This window comes from Streptomyces sp. V4I8, assembly GCF_041261225.1.
In the GTDB taxonomy this organism is placed as follows: Bacteria; Actinomycetota; Actinomycetes; order Streptomycetales; family Streptomycetaceae; genus Streptomyces.
Genome location: NZ_JBGCCN010000001.1, coordinates 4,753,832 through 4,771,436 on the forward strand (window position 1 = coordinate 4,753,832; position 17,605 = coordinate 4,771,436).

Genomic DNA, 17,605 nt, shown 5'->3' on the forward strand with positions numbered 1-17,605 from the left:
GCCACGGGACCGTCAGTCGAACCAGCGGTCCCGCGCCAGCTCCCCCGTCCGCGACGGATCCTCCAGCAGCGCCGCCACCTCGAACCGCCGCGGCCACTGCCCCGCCGCCCACGCCAGCCCGGCGGCGACGCCCTCCAGCGTGGCGGCATGCAGGACGCCGTCGTTGGTCAGCCGCCAGTCGATCTCCACGCCGTCGACGACGAGTTCCTCGTGTTCGACGTACGACTCCGGGGTCCGCGCGCCGAGCAGCACCCGGACCGGCTCCGGGACGTCGTGCTCGGTGCCCTCGCTCGTCACCTCCCCGGTGACGGACTCGCTCAGCCGCCGTACCTGGAACAGCTCCGCCAGTTCGGCGGCCCGCGCCGGACGTACCGGCAGCAGCGGCACGCCCTCGGTGAAGGGCAGCAGGTCCGGCGAGTCGACGACCACCGCGTCGGCCGCGTCCACGACCTCGACCCGACCGTCGATGACGGCCCGCACCTCGTCCGGCAGGGTCACCTGATCGGGGTCCAGGTCGGCCAAGGCACCGTACAGGCCGTGCAGTTGGGCGGAGGTGACGGGGCGGGCGGGGTCGGCGAGGCGGTCGAGGAGTTCGGCGGCTCCGCCCGGCTCGTCGAGCAGCGCGGCGACGGAGGTGCGTACCCCGAGCGCCCGCAGCACCTGCTCGTCGTCGAAGCCGGTGGCGTCGGCCTCGTCGTACAGCCCCCGCAGGAGCGGGTCACCGCCGGCGGCGAGGAGCCCCGCCGGGCGGCGGCCGTCCAGCACCGGGTTCCCCCGCAGCCACCAGGCCGTGTACGGCCGTACGACCTCGTGCGTGCCGTCGGGCAGCAGGATCCGCACCTGCTGGGTCAGCGCGTCCCGCAGGGGCGGCTGGGCGAGCAGGGCCAGGGCCTGCGGCCACTTGTCGTCGTCCACCAGATCCAGGTCGCGTACGGCGATCAGCTCGGTGGCGACCGGCGGTACGGGCGTGTCCGGGAAGCGGTCGAGGATGTCCTCGCTCCACACGTCGACGGCGTCCAGCAGGCCGGCGTCGTCGGGCTCGGCGAAGTCCCCTTCGCGGGGCTCCAGTTCATCGGGGTCCAGGACGACGTCCGTGGCCCGGACGAGGGCGAAGTTGGCGAGGACACCGCAGGCGGCGAGCGGCTGCTCGCCCCACTTGTCGGCCAGTTCGGCGTCGACGGTGGCGAGTTCGTCCTCGCGCATGACCTGGGCGAAGGGGCTGCCGGGAAGGACCAGTTCACCGGCCGGCGCCAACTCCCCCTCCTCGTCGGGCAGCGCGAGCGCGCCGAGCCACGGCTCGTCCCCGGGCTCCAGGCCCGCGTCCCGCACGAGCGCGAGGACGGTGTCGGCCAGTTCCTCGGCGTCGGGGGCGTCCTCCTCCCAGCTCACCCCGCCGTCGTCGTCCAGGGAGGCGGCGACGGCGGCGCGCACCTGGGGCGTGGTGAGGACCGCGCGGGGCGTGGCCGGCAGGGCGCCGAGCTTCTCCAGGAGCGGGTGCGCGGCGTCCGGGTGGGCGACCTTGAGGCCGAGGCGGGCGAGGATCTCGGGGTCTACGGGGGCGCCGTCGGAGGTCGGCAGCAGGACCTGCCGCGGCCCGATGGTGGTCCGCCCGTCGGCCAGCGGCACCGGCAGCCCGGACAGCCGGTCCGGGTCGACCCCGGCGAGGCTGTCGTAGAGCCGCCGCCACCAGTCCGGCTCCTTCTCCAGCCCGGCCAGCCGGTCGACGGCGTCGGTGAGCGGGACGCGGGCGACGCCCAACGTCCGCAGCTCCACGCGCCGTTCGAGGCCGGCGGGCAGGAGGGTGGGCAGCACCTCGGCCAGCACGCGCACGGTGTCGGCACCGGCGCCCTCGACGACCTCGGCGTCCCGCGGCCGGAGCGACTCGGGCAGCTCGGGCTCGTGGTCGTGCACGGGCTCGTGCGGCTCCGCGGCGGGCGGGAGGAAGGAGGTCCGGGGCAGCCGCTCCAGGACGGCCTGGCGCAGGGCTCCGTCCAGTTCGCCCTTGCCGAGCGGGCCGGGCACGAGGCCGATGACGCCCTCGCTCACGGGGCGCCAGTCGGCGAGCAGTTCGGCGTACGCGTCCGCCGCCCGCTGCACCAGGAAGTCGGTGAGGGGACCGGGGGCGGCGTGACGGCGGGTGGTGTCGAGGGGGAAGGAGGCGATGAGGAGGGCGGGGACGCCGAGGGGTTCGTCGCTGGGCGTGGGCGCGTGGACGACGGGGGCGGTGCGGGGCCGCGCGGGCGTGCTGTCGGCGGCGTTGACGGGGACGGCCCAGGTGAGCGACCAGTGGGGGCGCAGCCGCTCCTCGACCGGGCGGTCGGCGAGGAGGTCGGGGGTGAGCGGGCCGCCCGCGGCGGACGTACGCCAGTGGGTGACGCCGTCGACACCGTCGCGGGAGTCCTCCACGACCGTGAAGGGTCCGTCGGTCCGGCGGCGCAGGGTGCGCGGCTCCTCGTCGCCGACCTCGATCACGACCTCCTCAAGGCCGGGCAGGGCGAGGAGCAGGGCGTCGTCGACGGTGTTCAGCAGCCGCTCGGCGAGGTCGGCGGCGGCGGTGTCGCGCAGCGGGAGGATGACGGCGGTGTCGTACGGGTCGGGCGCGGTCCCCTCGGCGGCGAACGGCAGCCGGAGCACGGGCACATGCCCGTCCCGTCGGCGGATCTCGTCCCCCAGCCCCGGGCTGTGCCGCGCGGTCTCCTGGGCCAGCTCCCGGGCCTCGGCGAGGGACCACCGGACACCGCCGTGCCGCCCGACCACAGCGGGCTCGTCGGTGACGGAGACGACGGCGGCGAACCCGACGCCGAAGCGCCCCACGGAAGCCGTGTCCCGCTTGGCCGAGGCGCGCAGGGTGGACAGCGACTCGACGCCGCCCGCGTCCAGCGGAGCACCCGTGTTGGCGGCGACGAGAACACCCTCACGGAGGGTGAGCCGAAGGCGCCCGGCCACCCCCGCCCGGGCGGCGGCGTCGGCGGCGTTCTGAGCGAGCTCGACGACGAGCCGGTCCCGGTACCCGCCGAGGACGAGGTCCTCCTCGGCGTTGGCGTCCTCCCGGAACCGGGCGGGGCTGGTGGCCCAGGCGTCCAGGACTCCGCGCCGCAGACGGGCCGTTCCGAAGGGGTCGGCGCCTTCGGCCGCGGGCCGCACGAACTTGCTCACGTTGACTCTCCTCATCGGCTGACGATGAAGGTACCGCTTGGGGAGCGGGGCAGAGAGCACGGATGTGCGCTCATAGGCCGCGGACGGCTCGCGTCACTCGGTCAGGACTTCTTAAGCTGAGCCGGTTGATCATGTAGACGTCTCATCTGACGCGAGAGTGCCGAACGATGCTGGAGTTGATCCGGGAGACCCTCAGTGAAGTGGCCTGGGCCGTCCGCGCGGTCATCTGGCTCGTGTGGTGGCTCGGCGGTCCGGCGTTCACCGCCTTCATCTGGAGCGACGGCGACAAGAAACTCGCGCTCCAGTTCCTGGCCCTCTGGGCCGTCGTCACCGTGCTGTACCTCATCGCATCCCGACTGATCCGCCGCGCCCGGCGCGCTCGATCACTCACGGAGTGAACGGCGGTCACGAACGACCGGGGGTGCGGGCGCTGCGGGAGCGGCTCGCGGGGGCGGCACGGCGAGGAGGGCGCGGCCGAGCGCCGGCGGTACACCGAGGCGGGCTACGACGTCGGCCCACGGTTGCTGCGGGAGCACCTGGAGACCTACGGCGAGCTGACGGTCACCTGGCCCTTCCGGACCAACGAGACCTGCCTCAAGGCCGCGGCGGAAGAGGCACTCGACGTCCCGCCCAGAAACGTCCACAACTACGGCAGGCGCCTGGGTCGGCCGGTCCTCCCCCTGGGCATCGCGTTCTCGACCGAGGAGGCGGTCCTCCTGGCCGAGAACGGCGACCTCCTCTTCGCCGGGGACGCGGGAATGCAGCGCGTGGCCAACGGCTTCGAGACGGCCCTCGTGGCCCTCGTCACGGACGACTGGGACAGACCTTCTTCTGACGGGGACCGGAACGGGCTGCGTCACCGCTCGGACGCGTAGGTGACGAAGTCGGACCAGGCCTGCGGGGTGAAGGCGAGGCGGGGGCTGGTGTCGCGGTACGGCTCAACTCGGGCGCAGGGTTCGTGTCAGAACTTGTAGTTGGTGATCACGGCGTTGCCGAAGACGTCGTAGACCGAGGCGTATCCCTGCTCCGAGTCCTTCCAGCCCCCGAAAGCCTTGGCGATCACCTCGGCAGCCGCCTGCGGGTCCTTCACCTGGGTCTTTCCACCATTGATGTCGGTGGAGATGTAGGCGTTGCCCGTGTGTTCGTTCCACTCGCCGATGATGCGATCCACACGCAGGACGGCGTCCTTCTCCTGCGTCGTTCCGTGCTGCTCGACCCAGGACCGGAACTCCTGGGCGTTCTTCTTCGACTGTGCCTTGTCCGTGTCCGGGGGCAAGCTCTCCACGACCCCGATCTTGTCGGGCTTCGCGGTGTCCTCGGCGCTGCAGGCGGCAGTTCCGGCGATCAAGATGGCACCGAGTGCGAGAACGGCGGCATTGTGGGGGGCGCGCTTCACAGGCAGGTCTCCGTTACTTATTCGGGCGGGCGGCGAGATGTGATATGCCACAGTACCGGCACCCCTAGTCCGGGGCGCCGGTACCGGTCAGATCTCTGAATCAGAACTTGATGGCGTCGACCCTGTCATTCCAATTTCCGCCATAGGTGTAGTCGATGTTCTTGAAGTTCGGGTAGATGCTGTATCCGGCCCCCAGGAACAGGTGAGGATCCGGAAGCCCGCTACGGAAGTCGTACAGCTCAACTCCGCGCTGCGGTCGGTTGACGTACGCGGAGGTGGCCTTGTCCCGGAAAGACGGCGAGTACTGGTCGAGGTGACGCGTCTTGGCCTCGGGGTAGGTCGGCCATTGCAGGCGCCTGCCCGTGTAGTTCGAGTCCTGCCAGAGGCACACGTAAGAATTGGGGCAGTCCGAGTATTTCCGGCTGGTCAGAGCCTGCTTCGCTCCGGCCCGGGCCGCTGCCGTGGGCGCGTGGGCGGCGAGGTGCCTGTTAGCTTCGGTGTTGCTGTCAAAGCACTGCATCGTGCCGTCCTCCGACACTTCGACGCAGACGTCCGCACCGCTCCAGTCGGACGCCGGGTCGACCTTCTCACCCTTGTAGTACATGTCCACCTTGTCCGCGGCGTCCGCTGCGGCGTGCACTTCCGCCTCCTCCTCAGGAGTGAGGACATCCGACACGACCGAGGCGGGCGGGGCCGGGTCGGCGGCGGCGAGAGACGGAGCGACGGTGACGCCGGTGAGCGCCAGCGATCCGACGACCGCGATGGTCAGCATGGTGCGTATGCGCACGAAGACTCCTTGTGCGTCTGCGTGTGGAAAAGATGCTGGAATGCGCCCGCGTCAAACTGCCGATCACGGACAGGCGACTGACAAGCGAAAATACGCGTCAGCGAGCCGATGCGGACGCGGCAGCAAAAATGAGCTCTACATGTGGGGCAGGCCTATAGAAAAGTCATCGCGTCAGAACCGCGCATGACTCCATAGCAGAATCAATGCCACCTGAGCAGAATTTTTCGAGCATCATAAATATCCCCCTTTTTCTCTGCCGATCTCACGCAAGGCCGTTTGGTCAGTACGGCCCGATCCACTCTTGCCCGTCCCCGTCATCAAAGGGCGAAGCGCGACTGATCAGCATCGGAGGAGAACTTAACATGCTTATCGACGCCAGAGCAGAGATAATTTTCGGCCATGCACGAGAGGGTGTCCGGCTGATAACTGACCTCCGCTCCGGGGCGAACGCAGATCGATAGTGCTCTTCGTCGGTCAGCCCTCGGCGGCATACGCAACGAAGGCCGTCCAAGCCTCCGGCGCGAGGGCGAGACGGGGGCTGGAGTCGCGGTACTTGGAGTCGCGGACGTGGATGGTGCGGGGCGCTACCGCGATCTCGACGCAGGACTCGCCGTTGTTGCCGCCGCTGTAGCTGCTCTTGAACCACGCCAGTTCGGAGGCGTCCCCGGCGAGGGCCAACTGACTCACTCCTCGGACGCGTACGTGACGAAAGCGGACCAGGCCTGCGGCGCGAGGGCGAGACGGGGGCTGGAGTCGCGGTACTTGGAGTCGCGGACGTGGATGGTGCGGGGCGCTACCGCGATCTCGACGCAGGACTCGCCATCGGTGCCGCCGCTGTAGCTGCTCTTGAACCACGTCAGTTCGGAGGCGTCCCCGGCGGAGGCCTTGCTCATCATGTCTCTCCCAGCAGGTTCTCGATAAAGGCCAGCGACTCCCTCGGCGGGAGGGCCTGCGCCCGGATGGTGCCATATCGCAACTCAAGGATGCGGAGCTGCTTTGGGTCAGAAACAGGCCGCCCGCTGAACTTACCGTCGGAGCGCCCCACCGCCGTACCGTCCGGGAACTTCAGCAACTCGATCCTGCCGTCCAGCCCTGGATGCGGCTCGGTGTTCGTCGGCATGACCTGAAGCCAGACGTTGTTCAAGCGCCCCACCTCCAGCAGGCGTTCGAGCTGCTTTCGCCACACCATTGTGCCCCCGACCTGTCGGCGCAGTGGCGCCTCTTCCAGGACGAAGTGGACCGATGGGGCCGGGTCACGTTCGAAGACCGACTGCCGGGCCAGACGAGCGCCCACCATGCGTTCTACGTCGTCCGGCGAATACGGCGGCTGTGCCGCCTCGATCACGGATCGCGCATGATCCGGCGTCTGCAACAGCCCAGCGATGATGTTGCACTCGTACACGCCGATCTCGACCGCCTTGGCCTCCATCTCCCCCAGCGCCCGCACCTTCTTCGGGTACCGGACCCTCTTAACGTCCTCCCACGTCGCCGAAATCAGCCCCCCGGCCCCCAACACCTCGTCCGCCCTGTCCAGATACCCCTGCTGGGGAATCCGTTTCCCGCCCTCGATCTTGTAGACCAAGTCCTCCCCGTACCCGACCGCCTTCCCGAACTCGCCGGCCCGCATCCCCACCGCCTCCCGCCGCAGCTTCAACTGCCGCCCCACGGTCGCGATCACCGCCACGCCCCACTCGTCGTCGGGATCAACCTCCCAACCCGGCTCGTCCGCCTCCGTCTTGAGCCGACCCGCGTCCACCTCGACCGACATCCCGTACCCCTCCGTTCGTACCGCCGCGATGCAGCAGCGCCCTACCCGCGCACCCGTCCCGACAGCCCGGACACGACCGGACAAGCTCCGGACAGTCACCGTACGCACCCGCTGAGTCACTGTTCACGGTAAGCGCGCCCGGCCACGCTGAGTGACGTGAATCAAGAAACCGCCGCCCCCACGGCCCGACTCGACACCCGCATCCGCAACTTCAGCCTGAAGCTGTCCTCCACCCCACGCGGCGCCCGCCTCGCCCGCCTCCTCGCCACCGAGCAACTCCGCAGCTGGGGCGTGCCCTTGGACCCGGCGGGGCACATCGTGGCCGAACTGGCGGCCAACGCCGCCCTCCACGGCCGCATCCCCGGCCGGGACTTCCTGCTGCTCGTCTACGTCGTCGGCGACACCCTCCGTATCGAGGTCACCGACACCCGCGCGGACAGCCTCCCGCACGTCGAACAACCGGCCCCCGACGCGGAGTCGGGCCGCGGCCTGACCATCGTCGACGCCTTGGCCGACCGCTGGGGCGTTGCGCCGGGACTGCCCCCGCGCAAGACGGTCTGGGCCGAGATCGCCCTCTCACCGGTGTGCAGAAACCCGTACTCCGGTGCCGGGGGCGACCTCTTTTCCCAAGAAACTCCGGGGTGAAAGGACCCACCAAACCCCACCCCTCCCTCCCGCTCGCTCGCTCGCCCGCGGCGCGCCAAACTCACCCGCCCGGGTGAACATCACCAACTCGGCTGGATTTGGGAGTCATTGCCTGCCTTACGCTCAGCGCACCACAACCCGCAGACCTGCGGCAGACATACAACGGCCCTCGCCGGGACTGGCATCCCAGTGCGAGGGCCTGACCACCAAGGAAGCGGAACCTTCCCGATGGATACCCAAAACCCTAGCGCGCCCACGCGCGCCCAGTCCCGTATCGCGGGCAAAAACCACCTCCACCGTCAGGCCCGCGCGGGCGGCATCGTCCATGACAACGCCCGCCACACCACCCGCTTCACGGTGATCGGCAACCACCTCGCCCAGCACCCGGAGCTGTCGGGCCTCGCCATCGGGCTGGCCGTCCACATCCAGTCGCTCCCGGCCGGGGCACGCGCCGACATCAAGACCCTCGCCGCCCGCTTCCCCGAGGGCACGACCCGTATCGCCGCCGCCCTGCGCGAACTGGAAGCCCACGGCTACCTGCGCCGCGAACGCCAACGCACCCCCGCCGGCCGCATCGTCACCCGCACGATCTCCTGCAACCAGCCCGGCCGCGGGCCCACCCAGGACCACCAGGAACAGCCCCGGAAGAAGCGAACCCCACCCGCCCCCAAACCCCTCCCCGCCGTACCCCGACCGGCCTACCCGGCCCCGCCCCTCCTCCAGACGGCCACCGACCTCCTCGCCGGCCTCCGCCACCACGACCCCCGCCTGCTGCTCAGCGAGCGCGACACGGCCCACCTGGCCCCCGGCGTCGCCGCCTGGCTGGAACGGGACGTCACCCCCACCGCCGTACGTCACGCCCTGACCACGGACCTGCCAACCGAGCCCTTGTGCCGCCCGGCAGCCTTCTTGGCCCACCGCCTCACCACCCAGCTACCGCCACCGCCCCCGTTCCGGGCACCAGCACCACCGCCGCCCATCCGTCATCCCTTCCAAACCTGCGATGGCTGCGACCGCCCCTTCCGCGCCCCGACCCCCGGCCGCTGCCGCGACTGCCGAACCGGCCCCCTGGAGGGCGCCTAGCATGAGAGCGACGATCCTTGCCCCTGGGCACAGACGACGAGGAGCGAGCGCCATGACCATCGCCCCGGACAACGCGCGGCAGGGCGCTTCCCACCTGTACCGCGCCATGCGCGACTTCGTGGAGTCCACGGACGGCACCCTCCCCGGCAAGTTCGAGATCACCAAGGAAGGGATCGTCCTCGACATGATGTCGCCTGTCCGGCCGCATGAACTCACCGCACTCCGTCTCCGGAAGCGACTGGAAAAGGTCATGCCTGAGGAGAACGTGGCCCACACAGGCGAGCCTGATGTCGAGATGGAGCCAGAGGGCATCATGCGCCGCCCCGACATCATGGTGATCGCCGAGGCGGACATGGAGGGAGACGGGTCCTTCGACCCACTCACGCTCATCGCCGCCATTGAGATCGTCTCTCGCTCCAACCCCGACAACGACTGGGTCACGAAGATGCGCGACTACCCCCTGATCGGCATCCCCGTCTACGCCATCTTCGACCCCCGCACCGGAACCGGCGCCGTCCTGACCGACATCCACTCCACTCCCGCAGGCCCCCGCTACGCGACCCGCAAGGACTTCGTGTACGGCGAAGACGTCACCATCGCGGACTGGACGATCTCCACCGAGAACCTGCCCCGGTACAAGGCCGAGGACGCGGGCGACACCGGCGGGCAGCCGACGTCCTGAACCCGAGAAAAGCCGTGGCCGCCGCACTTCCCGACTGGATGATCCCGCCCAGGCCAAGCGGCTGGGAAGCAGACGACCTCGACCACCTCCCCCAGGCGCCACGGCACACCGAACTCATCGAGGGAGCCCTGATCTTCAGGATGTCGCCGCAGCGGTCCTGGACCTCCCGACTGGTGGGGAAGCTGACCTTCGCGCTTCGGCAAGCGGCCCCCGAGGGATTCGAGACCGAGCGCGAGATGACCGTCCGCCTCGACAAGAAGAGCCGCCCCGAGCCCGACATCCTGGTCACCACCGCCGCGTACGACCCCGACCGCACCTGGTACGCACCCGCCGATGTCGCCCTGGTCATCGAGGTCGTCTCGGAGGAGTCGGCGGACCGCGACCGGTCCCTGAAGCCCTTCAAGTACGCACAGGCCAGGATCCCGCATTTCTGGCGCGTCGAGGACGAGGGCGGCCCCACCGTTCACATTTACGAACTCGACACCATGACCAGCACGTACGTGGCCACCGGAATTCACCGTGACCGTCTGAAGGCCGCCGTCCCCTTCCCCACCGACCTCGACCTCAAGAACCTCGTGCCCTGACCCCGGCCAGGCGGAGAAGCCGTCGCTGACTCGTCTCCGCGTGCTCCGAGTGCCGTACTACGAGTGCCCCAGCTCCGCCGAATCCTCGTCCGCCCCCACCGAAACCGACCCCGAATCCGCCGCCGGCCGCAGCGGGAACGGATCCACCCGCGTCTCGTCGATCACCGGCGGAGCCGGTCGCGGAGGCGCCGGCATGACCGCGGCCTCGGAGTGGCCGCCGCAGCCGTACGTCAGGGACACCACGCGGCCGTCGGCCGGGGCGAACTCGTTCGCGCAGACGCCGAAGGCCTGGCCCAGGGAACCGCCGATGGGGGCGAGGAAGCCGCAGGTGACGCAGGAGGCCGGGGCCGCCTGGGCCATGGGGGTCTTGGCGCCGTACGCCTCTTCCCAGCGGTCCGCGGCGACGTGGAGGCCGTAGCGGGACAGGACGCGGGCGCGGCGCATGCCCAGTTCCTCGGCGACCGCGGCGATCGACCCCCGGGACGGGGCGACGGGGAGGTTCGCGGGGGTGGCCGCGGTGACCTCGGCGTCCTCGGCCTCGACCAGTTCCGCCATCTCGTCCGAGACGGGTGAGTTCGGTCCGGGTTCGTCCTCGCCGGAGTAGCCGGGCTCCAGGCGGAGGTCCTCGGCGTCCGTGGGGAGCAGGTCGCCGGGGCCCATGTCGCCGGGGCGCAGGCGCTCGCTCCAGGGCACCCACTCGGGGGCGAGGAGGGCGTCCGGGCCGGGGAGCAGGACCACCTCGTCCAGGGTCACGATCTTGGCGCGCGATGCCCGCGCCACCGTCACCGCCCAGCGCCAGCCGCGGTACCCGAATTCCTTGCACTCGAAGAAGTGCGTGACAACGCGGTCGCCCTCGGAGACCAGACCCGCGTGCTCGCCCACGACGCCGGGCGCGGCGGCCTCCTCGGCGGCGCTGCGGGCGAGGTCGACGGCCTCGGCGCACAGACGGTCGGGGGTGCGGCTTCGCGTTGTCGCTGCGCTCACAGGTATCGCTTCTCTCCTACGCCGTCTCTCGGGTGCGGTTGCCTTGAGGCGACGGAACAGACGGAGCGGACCTGTGGGCCGCGTCGACGTCCGCATCCGAATCGCGCTCGGGCGCACCTACGTCATCCATTGTGCGGGATGGCTGAGATACGCACGCTACCTGCTCGCGGGCGCTGGGCCTACACCGACGGTCCATTCACCGCCGCGCGGCGGGTGGCGGAACCCTGCCGCAACCCCTGCCGTCGAGCGGACGGCAGCCCTCCGCGGATCTGAGTCCTTGCCCTCCATACGCGCCGTAACCGCACTACCCACCCCCACTTCGGGGCACTATTGCGTCGTGGCAACCGCGAGGCGGCCCGAAGGAGCCACCGGCATCGGTGGGGCCAAGGGCGGCCGTGATCGAGGTGGCGGAACGGGCCGGAGGCGCGGCTCCTTCCGTGCGGTCGGCCGTGCCCTGCACTTCCCGTTCACCGGCACCGCCCGCGGCATCCGCAAGGCCACCCACGCGCACGGGGCGGGCGAGTCCGGCCTCGGCAAGCTGATCGAACTGCACGGGGTGAACGGCGCCGGGGACATGATGATCACCGTCGCCCTCGCCTCCACCGTCTTCTTCTCCGTCCCCACCGACGAGGCCCGCGGCCGGGTCGCGCTCTACCTCGGCATCACCATGGCGCCGTTCACCGTCCTCGCGCCGGTGATCGGCCCGCTCCTCGACCGGATCCCCCATGGACGACGCGCCGCCATGGCGGGCGCCATGTTCGCCCGGGCGATGCTCGCGCTGGTCCTGTCCGGTGCGGTCGTCACAGGCAGCATCGAGCTCTATCCGGCCGCCCTCGGGGTGCTGGTCGCCTCGAAGGCCTACGGCGTCGTCAGAAGCGCCGTGGTGCCCCGGCTGCTGCCACCCGCCTTCTCCCTGGTGAAGGCCAATTCCCGGGTCACTCTCGGCGGCCTCCTCGCCACCGGCGTCGCCGCGCCCATCGGCGCCGGGCTCCAGGCCCTCGGGCCGCGCTATCCGCTGTACGGCGCCTTTGTGATCTTCATCGCCGGGACGTTCCTGTCGTTCACCCTGCCGTCGAAGGTGGACTCGGCCAAGGGCGAGGACACCGCGCTGCTCGCGGCCGACGAGCAGCACCTGCACGGGCCGCACCGCCACCCCGTCAAGCGCCCCGGCCTGCGCACGGTCGGCATCGCCGTCACCCACGCCCTCGGCGCCAACGCGGCCCTGCGCTGCCTCTCCGGCTTCCTGATCTTCTTCCTCGCCTTCCTGCTGCGCGAGCACCCGATGTCCGGCCAGAGCGCGGCCGTGTCGCTGGGCATAGTGGCCGCCTCGGCCGGCGTCGGGAACGCGTGCGGCACGGCGGTCGGCGCGTGGCTGCGCTCCCGGGCGCCCGAGATCATCATCGTGACGGTCGTGGGCTTCGTGCTGCTCGCGGCGCTCACGGCGGCGATCTTCTTCGGCGCCATCCTGGTGGCGTTCCTCGCGGCGACCGCCGGCTTCGCGCAGGCGCTGGCCAAGCTGTCCCTGGACGCGCTGATCCAGCGCGACGTACCCGAACTGGTCCGTACGTCGGCCTTCGCGCGCTCCGAGACACTGCTGCAGGTGTCCTGGGTGCTGGGCGGCGCGATCGGCATCGTGCTGCCGCTGAAGGGCTCCCTGGGCCTGCTGGTGGGCGCGGGGATCGTCGCGATCGGCTGGCTGACCACCATCAAGGGCCTGATCGGCTCGGCCCGGCACGGCGGCCACAGCCGGCCCCGGGTGGCCTGACACGCACGTGACGTACGCGTGCCTCACGCATGCCCTACGGCACGCCGCCCCCCACATGGAGAGAGCGTCACACGCGCCCGATAACCTTCGCCCATGACCACGCTGCACTCCGTATCGCGACGCCGCCGCGCGCTCGCCGCCGCCGGCGTCGTTTCCGCCGGACTGCTCGTCCTGTCTGCCTGCGACAAGCCGACACCGCTGGCCACGGTCACCGTCGGCACCTCCTCCGTCCACTCGGAGGCCACCTGCGGTGGTGAGGGCAAGGCCGTGAAGACCGCCGACCTGGCCGGCTGCCTGAAGGGCAAGGGCATCGAGTCCATCAAGGTGGACCCGGACGACACCGTCCGCTTCGGCGTCGACCCGGAGATCGCCGACGAGGGCTGGACCATCCTCATGAACGGCCAGCCGCTCACCGACTCCAGCAAGAAGACCTACCGCACCGTCCCGGGCAGCGTGTTCTTCAACGCCCAGTACGGCGCCAGCGGGGACTCCACGCTGGTCTCCATCAAGGAGGGCGAGAAGGACGTCACGGGCCTGTGGTCCTTCAAGCTCGAGAAGGACAGCTGACCACGTCCGCCCTACGTCTCCTGGTAGCCACCGCCGTCCCCGCTGAGCGGGACGCGGTGGCCCGGGCGCTCGACCTGCCCGGCGTCGACGTGATCGCCGTCGGCGTGGGCCCCGCACAGGCCGCCGCCGCCACCGCCACCGCCCTCACCCGGGCCGCCCTCGAAGGCGCCCCCTACGGCCTGGCCGTCTCCGCCGGCATCGCGGGCGGCTTCGCCCCGCACGCCCCCGTCGGCTCCCTCGTCGTCGCCGACGAGATCACGGCCGCCGACCTGGGCGCGGAGACCCCCGACGGTTTCCTGCCCGTCACCGAGCTGGGCTTCGGCACCGTCACCCACCGTCCGCCGGAAGCACTCGTACGAGAAGTGGCGACCGCCACCGGCGCGCGCCCCGGCGCCGTCCTCACCGTCTCCACCGTGACCGGCACCGCCGTGCGCGCCGCGCGGCTGCGTGAGCGCCACCCCACCGCCCTCGCCGAGGCCATGGAGGGCTTCGGCGTCGCCGAGGCCGCCGCCGCGCACACGACGCCCGTGCTGGAGCTGCGCGCGGTCTCCAACCCCGTCGGCCCGCGCGACCGCGCCGCCTGGCGCATCGGCGACGCCCTCGCGGCCCTCACCGAGGCCTTCGGGAAGCTCGCACCCGTCCTGGAAGGTTGGCACCCGCATGACCGGTGAACAGCAGCGGCGACAGCCCGTGCAGATCGCCTACTCCCCCTGCCCGAACGACACCTTCGTCTTCGACGCCCTCGCCCACGACCGGGTCCCCGGCGCCCCCACGCTCGACGTCACCTTCGCGGACATCGACATCACCAACGGCATGGCCGAGCGCGGCGAGTTCGACGTGCTGAAGGTGTCGTACGCCGTGCTGCCGTACGTCCTCGACGAGTACGCCCTGCTGCCCTGCGGCGGCGCGCTGGGCCGGGGTTGCGGACCGCTGGTGCTGACGCGGGAGGAGGGGGTGGACCTCACCGGCCGTACGGTCGCGGTGCCTGGCGAGAAGTCGACGGCGTACCTCCTCTTCCGCCTCTGGGCGGCGGACACGCTCCCCGACGGGGTCGGCGAGATCGTGGTCATGCCGTTCCACGAGATCATGCCCGCCGTGCGGGACGGGAAGGTCGACGCGGGGCTCGTCATCCACGAGGCGCGCTTCACGTACCAGAACTACGGCCTGCACAAGCTCGCCGACATGGGCGAGCACTGGGAGGCCACGACGGGCCTGCCCATCCCGCTGGGCGCGATCATCGCCAAGCGGTCGCTGGGCGCACAGAAGTTGCTGCTCCTGGCCGACTCGATCCGCACCTCCGTACGGGCCGCCTGGGACGACCCCGAGGTCTCCCGCCCGTACGTCATGGAGCACGCCCAGGAGATGGACCCGGCCGTCGCGGACCAGCACATCGGCCTGTACGTCAACGAGTTCACGTCCGACCTCGGCGAGGACGGCTACGCGGCCGTACGCGGACTGCTCACACGCGCGGCGGCCGAGGGGCTGGTTCCGCCCCTCGGCCCGATCGCGTTGGATTTCCCGTAAGTCCGCGAAGTCTCACAGTCCGTGAAGTCCGTGAAGTCCGCGAAAGTACCTATACGTCGAGCTGGTCGGCGACCGCCCGCAGCAGGCCGGCGATCTTCTTGCCGGCGGTCTTCTCGGGGTAGCGGCCCCGCTCCAGCATCGGCGTGATGTTCTCGAGGAGGGTCGTCAGATCCTGGACGATGGACGCCAGTTCGTCCGGCTTCTTGCGCTGGGCGGCCGCGACCGAGGGGGTCGGATCGAGGATCGCGACCGAAAGCGCCTGGTCACCGCGCTGACCGGCGACCACCCCGAACTCCACTCGCTGTCCCGGCTTGAGTGTGTCTACTCCGGCGGGGAGGACCGAGGAATGAACGAAGACGTCACCGCCGTCGTCGCGGGAGAGAAAGCCGAAGCCCTTCTCGCTGTTGAACCACTTGACCTTGCCGGTAGGCACGTCTGTCCTCGTCCTCGTACTCGTCGGAAAACTGCTTCTGAAAACGGCTCTTGATAGCACTACAGCGGGTCGACCATGACCCGCCGCTACCAAGGCTAATGCTCCCGGAGCCGGTGACAAGACGTCGCCCGGTTGTTCCTTCGCGCAGGGAACTACCCTGGTCCGGTGCGTGACAAAACCCAAACGAATTCCGCCGCTCCCGGCGACCGACTGATCCGTGCCGGAGCGGTCCTGTTCTTCATCGGTGCCGTGGCCACTTTGGTCACAGTGGCCCCGTTCCTGCTCGGTACGACGCCATTTCCGACCTTCATGTTCGGGTTGAGCATGCTCATGGGTGTCGGATTCCTCGTCGCCGGTGCGGGGGTGCTCCGCTCGGTCGCGGCGGGGCGGCGTCAGGCGCGCGGCGCGAGCAGTTAGCCGCGCGCCCGCTTGTCGAGGTGGCCGGCGAGCCAGGCCGGGAACTCCGTCAGGTCGGTGAGGACGACGTCCGCGCCGAGGGCGCCGAGTTCGTCGGCGCCGTACGGTCCGGTCGCCACGGTGACGGACAGGGCGTCGGCCGCGCGGGCCGCGCGTATGTCGCCCTGGTGGTCACCGACGTAGACGCTCGCCGCGTACTCGCGCAGCGCCTCGGCCTTCGCCTCGGCCCAGAGGTTGCCGATGACCGCGTCGGGCTGGATGCCGAGGTGTTCCAGGTGCAGCTTGGCGTTGGGCTCGTACTTGGCCGTGACGACGATCGCGCGGCCGCCCGCGTCCCGTACGGCGGTGACCGCCTCGCGGGCGCCGGGGAGGGCGGGCGTGGCGGCGATGGCGATCGCCGGGTAGATCTCCCGGTACAGGTCGGCTGTCGCCGCGACCCGCTCCGCCGGGAACCAGTTGATCAACTCCTCCTCCAGCGGTGGCCCGAGCCGGGTGATCGCCAGGTCGGCGTCGACGAAGGTACCCGTCCGCTCGGCCAGCGCCAGGTAGCAGGCGTGGATGCCGGGGCGGGAGTCGATGAGGGTCATGTCGAGGTCGAAGCCGACGGTTATGGAAGCCATGTGGGTCATTGTGCCCAGTAGCCCGGTCCTATCCGTTGTGTCGCGGCCGCGGATGGCGGGGGCGGTCGCGCACTAGGTCTGCTTCTGTGAGCGCCAGACGATGAACAGCGCCGATGCCACCGCCGCCCCGCGCAGTACCCACGGCCAGGTCTCGCTGAGCGCCGCGTTCATATGGCCCTCGGCGATGGGGTCGCCCCAGCGGCCGTTGGTGCGGCCCCACAGCCAGACGACGCCGGCCGTGAGGGAGAGGCCGGGCAGGATCACGACCGCCCACTTCGTCTCGGCGTCGCTCAGCCGACGGGAGCCCCAGGCGATGAGCCAGCCGACGAGCAGGACGACGAGGTGGCCGAGGACCGCGCCGGCGACGAGAAGGGCGGCGGCGAGCAGGAGGAGGGGGTTGCTCCAGCGGCCGGAGGGGAGAGTCGGGCGGCGGATGAGCCGGCGGCGACGGGAGGTTTCCGGCACCGCGTCCTCGGCCTGCTCCACGGCGGCCGGTTCGGGCTCCGCGGCGGGCGCCTTCTTCCGCGACTCCGCCTGCGCGGGCGGGCGCCTGAGCATCTCCGGGATCTCGACGCCGCCGACGAATCCCGGGACGTCCTCACCGGGCCCGAACGAGCTGCTGTCCACCCGCCACCAGTCCGGCTGGAGCGCGCTGCCCCCGAGGTCCGCGGTGCTGGCGAGGTGCGGCGGCGGGGGCGCGTCGTCGGCTGTGGTCGGGGCCTCGGCGGGACGCGGGCGGGGCACGATCCGGCGCAGGCCCTTGGGGCGTTCGTCGCGCTCCGCGCTGTCCGGCTGCACGGGCACGGAGGTGACCGGCCCCTGGGGTGCGGGAGCGGCGGTGCCCCCGGCGGCCGCGACGACCTCGTCCGGGGTGCCGAGACGGGCGATGATGCGGCGGACGGCGGCCGGACTGTCGACGGCGACCTTGGCCCGGCGCCGGTCGATCTCGCCCCGCAGCTCGTTCACCAGGCGCATGCGGGTGCCCGACGGCAACTGCCGCTGCTGGGCCACGTCGCCGACGCGGCTCAGATACTCGTAGACGACCTGGTCGCTCTCGATCCCCACGAAGTCCCCTCCGGGGTGGGTGTGCTGAAACCCCGTCGGGACGACGTTAGCGCAGGACAGGGTGCGCGGTCCGGGTCGGACCGGTCGCCCCCTCTCGCGAGGCCGGGGGCCTGGGGGCGGGGCCCCGGT

20 protein-coding genes and 1 pseudogene are annotated in these 17,605 nt (G+C 70.9%); 11 read left to right on the forward strand and 10 right to left on the reverse strand.

Features of this window, described 5'->3' with window-relative positions; translation table 11 throughout:
• Positions 1-12 precede the first annotated feature (12 nt).
• Positions 13-3,156, reverse strand: a complete 3,144-nt coding sequence (locus ABIE67_RS21330) for a sacsin N-terminal ATP-binding-like domain-containing protein (protein ID WP_370259800.1) — start codon at positions 3,154-3,156, stop codon at positions 13-15.
• A gap of 167 nt (positions 3,157-3,323) precedes the next feature.
• On the opposite strand from ABIE67_RS21330, the gene ABIE67_RS21335 reads away from it, so the two are divergent.
• Positions 3,324-3,554 carry a hypothetical protein gene (locus tag ABIE67_RS21335; protein ID WP_370259804.1) on the forward strand — a complete coding sequence of 77 codons (231 nt, stop codon included), beginning with the start codon at positions 3,324-3,326 and terminating at the stop codon, positions 3,552-3,554.
• A 105-nt stretch (positions 3,555-3,659) separates the two neighbouring features.
• Positions 3,660-4,031 (forward strand): annotated as a pseudogene (locus ABIE67_RS21340) (SUKH-3 domain-containing protein); the annotation flags it as partial.
• Between the two features lie 86 nt (positions 4,032-4,117).
• On the opposite strand, the gene ABIE67_RS21345 reads toward ABIE67_RS21340, so the two are convergent.
• From ABIE67_RS21345 to ABIE67_RS21365, 5 genes are all read right to left on the reverse strand, one after another.
• Positions 4,118-4,504: a hypothetical protein gene (locus ABIE67_RS21345; protein WP_370259806.1), complete on the reverse strand. Its 387-nt coding sequence runs from the start codon at positions 4,502-4,504 to the stop codon at positions 4,118-4,120.
• A gap of 148 nt (positions 4,505-4,652) precedes the next feature.
• Positions 4,653-5,339 carry a peptidase inhibitor family I36 protein gene (locus ABIE67_RS21350; RefSeq protein ID WP_370259809.1) on the reverse strand — a complete coding sequence of 229 codons (687 nt, stop codon included), beginning with the start codon at positions 5,337-5,339 and terminating at the stop codon, positions 4,653-4,655.
• Positions 5,340-5,813: 474 nt separating this feature from the next.
• Positions 5,814-6,017, reverse strand: coding sequence for a DUF397 domain-containing protein (locus tag ABIE67_RS21355; protein ID WP_370259811.1), 204 nt, complete (start codon positions 6,015-6,017; stop codon positions 5,814-5,816).
• Between the two features lie 5 nt (positions 6,018-6,022).
• The gene (locus tag ABIE67_RS21360) at positions 6,023-6,235 is read right to left on the reverse strand and encodes a DUF397 domain-containing protein (RefSeq protein WP_370259813.1); all 213 of its coding nucleotides are present in this window, start codon (positions 6,233-6,235) and stop codon (positions 6,023-6,025) included.
• Positions 6,232-7,107, reverse strand: coding sequence for a helix-turn-helix domain-containing protein (locus ABIE67_RS21365; RefSeq protein WP_370259815.1), 876 nt, complete (start codon positions 7,105-7,107; stop codon positions 6,232-6,234). The genes ABIE67_RS21360 and ABIE67_RS21365 overlap by 4 nt, the downstream gene beginning before the upstream one ends.
• A gap of 156 nt (positions 7,108-7,263) precedes the next feature.
• On the opposite strand from ABIE67_RS21365, the gene ABIE67_RS21370 reads away from it, so the two are divergent.
• The 4 genes from ABIE67_RS21370 to ABIE67_RS21385 all read left to right on the forward strand — a co-directional run bounded on the left by ABIE67_RS21370 (position 7,264) and on the right by ABIE67_RS21385 (position 10,101).
• Positions 7,264-7,752, forward strand: coding sequence for an ATP-binding protein (locus ABIE67_RS21370; RefSeq protein WP_370259817.1), 489 nt, complete (start codon positions 7,264-7,266; stop codon positions 7,750-7,752).
• Positions 7,753-7,980: 228 nt separating this feature from the next.
• On the forward strand, positions 7,981-8,835 hold the full coding sequence (locus tag ABIE67_RS21375; protein WP_370259819.1) for a helix-turn-helix domain-containing protein: 855 nt from the start codon (positions 7,981-7,983) through the stop codon (positions 8,833-8,835).
• A gap of 52 nt (positions 8,836-8,887) precedes the next feature.
• A complete protein-coding gene (locus tag ABIE67_RS21380; protein WP_370259822.1) occupies positions 8,888-9,517 on the forward strand; it encodes a Uma2 family endonuclease in 630 nt (209 codons plus the stop codon).
• A gap of 38 nt (positions 9,518-9,555) precedes the next feature.
• On the forward strand, positions 9,556-10,101 hold the full coding sequence (locus ABIE67_RS21385) for a Uma2 family endonuclease (RefSeq protein WP_370268787.1): 546 nt from the start codon (positions 9,556-9,558) through the stop codon (positions 10,099-10,101).
• Positions 10,102-10,158: 57 nt separating this feature from the next.
• On the opposite strand, the gene ABIE67_RS21390 is transcribed toward ABIE67_RS21385, so the two are convergent.
• Entirely contained in the window at positions 10,159-11,085 is a 927-nt protein-coding gene (locus tag ABIE67_RS21390; protein WP_370259825.1) for a DUF3027 domain-containing protein, read from the reverse strand.
• 337 nt (positions 11,086-11,422) lie between these two features.
• Here ABIE67_RS21390 and ABIE67_RS21395 point away from each other — a divergent pair, with 337 nt between their 5' ends.
• The 4 genes from ABIE67_RS21395 to ABIE67_RS21410 all read left to right on the forward strand — a co-directional run bounded on the left by ABIE67_RS21395 (position 11,423) and on the right by ABIE67_RS21410 (position 14,941).
• Positions 11,423-12,850 (forward strand): MFS transporter, encoded by a 1,428-nt coding sequence (locus tag ABIE67_RS21395; RefSeq protein ID WP_370259827.1) that lies wholly within the window; start codon positions 11,423-11,425, stop codon positions 12,848-12,850.
• Between the two features lie 93 nt (positions 12,851-12,943).
• A complete protein-coding gene (locus tag ABIE67_RS21400; protein ID WP_370259830.1) occupies positions 12,944-13,417 on the forward strand; it encodes a DUF2771 domain-containing protein in 474 nt (157 codons plus the stop codon).
• Complete coding sequence (locus ABIE67_RS21405) at positions 13,387-14,088, forward strand: futalosine hydrolase (RefSeq protein WP_370259832.1); 702 nt, start codon at positions 13,387-13,389, stop codon at positions 14,086-14,088. The genes ABIE67_RS21400 and ABIE67_RS21405 overlap by 31 nt, the downstream gene beginning before the upstream one ends.
• The gene (locus tag ABIE67_RS21410; protein ID WP_370259834.1) at positions 14,078-14,941 is read left to right on the forward strand and encodes a 1,4-dihydroxy-6-naphthoate synthase; all 864 of its coding nucleotides are present in this window, start codon (positions 14,078-14,080) and stop codon (positions 14,939-14,941) included. The genes ABIE67_RS21405 and ABIE67_RS21410 overlap by 11 nt, the downstream gene beginning before the upstream one ends.
• Before the next feature lie 49 nt (positions 14,942-14,990).
• Here the strand turns inward: ABIE67_RS21410 and ABIE67_RS21415 are convergent, their stop codons facing one another.
• Entirely contained in the window at positions 14,991-15,374 is a 384-nt protein-coding gene (locus tag ABIE67_RS21415) for a cold-shock protein (protein WP_370259837.1), read from the reverse strand.
• A gap of 165 nt (positions 15,375-15,539) precedes the next feature.
• On the opposite strand from ABIE67_RS21415, the gene ABIE67_RS21420 reads away from it, so the two are divergent.
• On the forward strand, positions 15,540-15,791 hold the full coding sequence (locus ABIE67_RS21420; protein ID WP_370259840.1) for a hypothetical protein: 252 nt from the start codon (positions 15,540-15,542) through the stop codon (positions 15,789-15,791).
• Here the strand turns inward: ABIE67_RS21420 and ABIE67_RS21425 are convergent.
• A complete protein-coding gene (locus ABIE67_RS21425) occupies positions 15,788-16,420 on the reverse strand; it encodes an HAD family hydrolase (RefSeq protein WP_370259842.1) in 633 nt (210 codons plus the stop codon). The two genes, ABIE67_RS21420 and ABIE67_RS21425, sit on opposite strands and share 4 nt — an antisense overlap.
• Before the next feature lie 63 nt (positions 16,421-16,483).
• Positions 16,484-17,476, reverse strand: a complete 993-nt coding sequence (locus ABIE67_RS21430) for a hypothetical protein (protein ID WP_370259844.1) — start codon at positions 17,474-17,476, stop codon at positions 16,484-16,486.
• Positions 17,477-17,605: the final 129 nt, after the last annotated feature.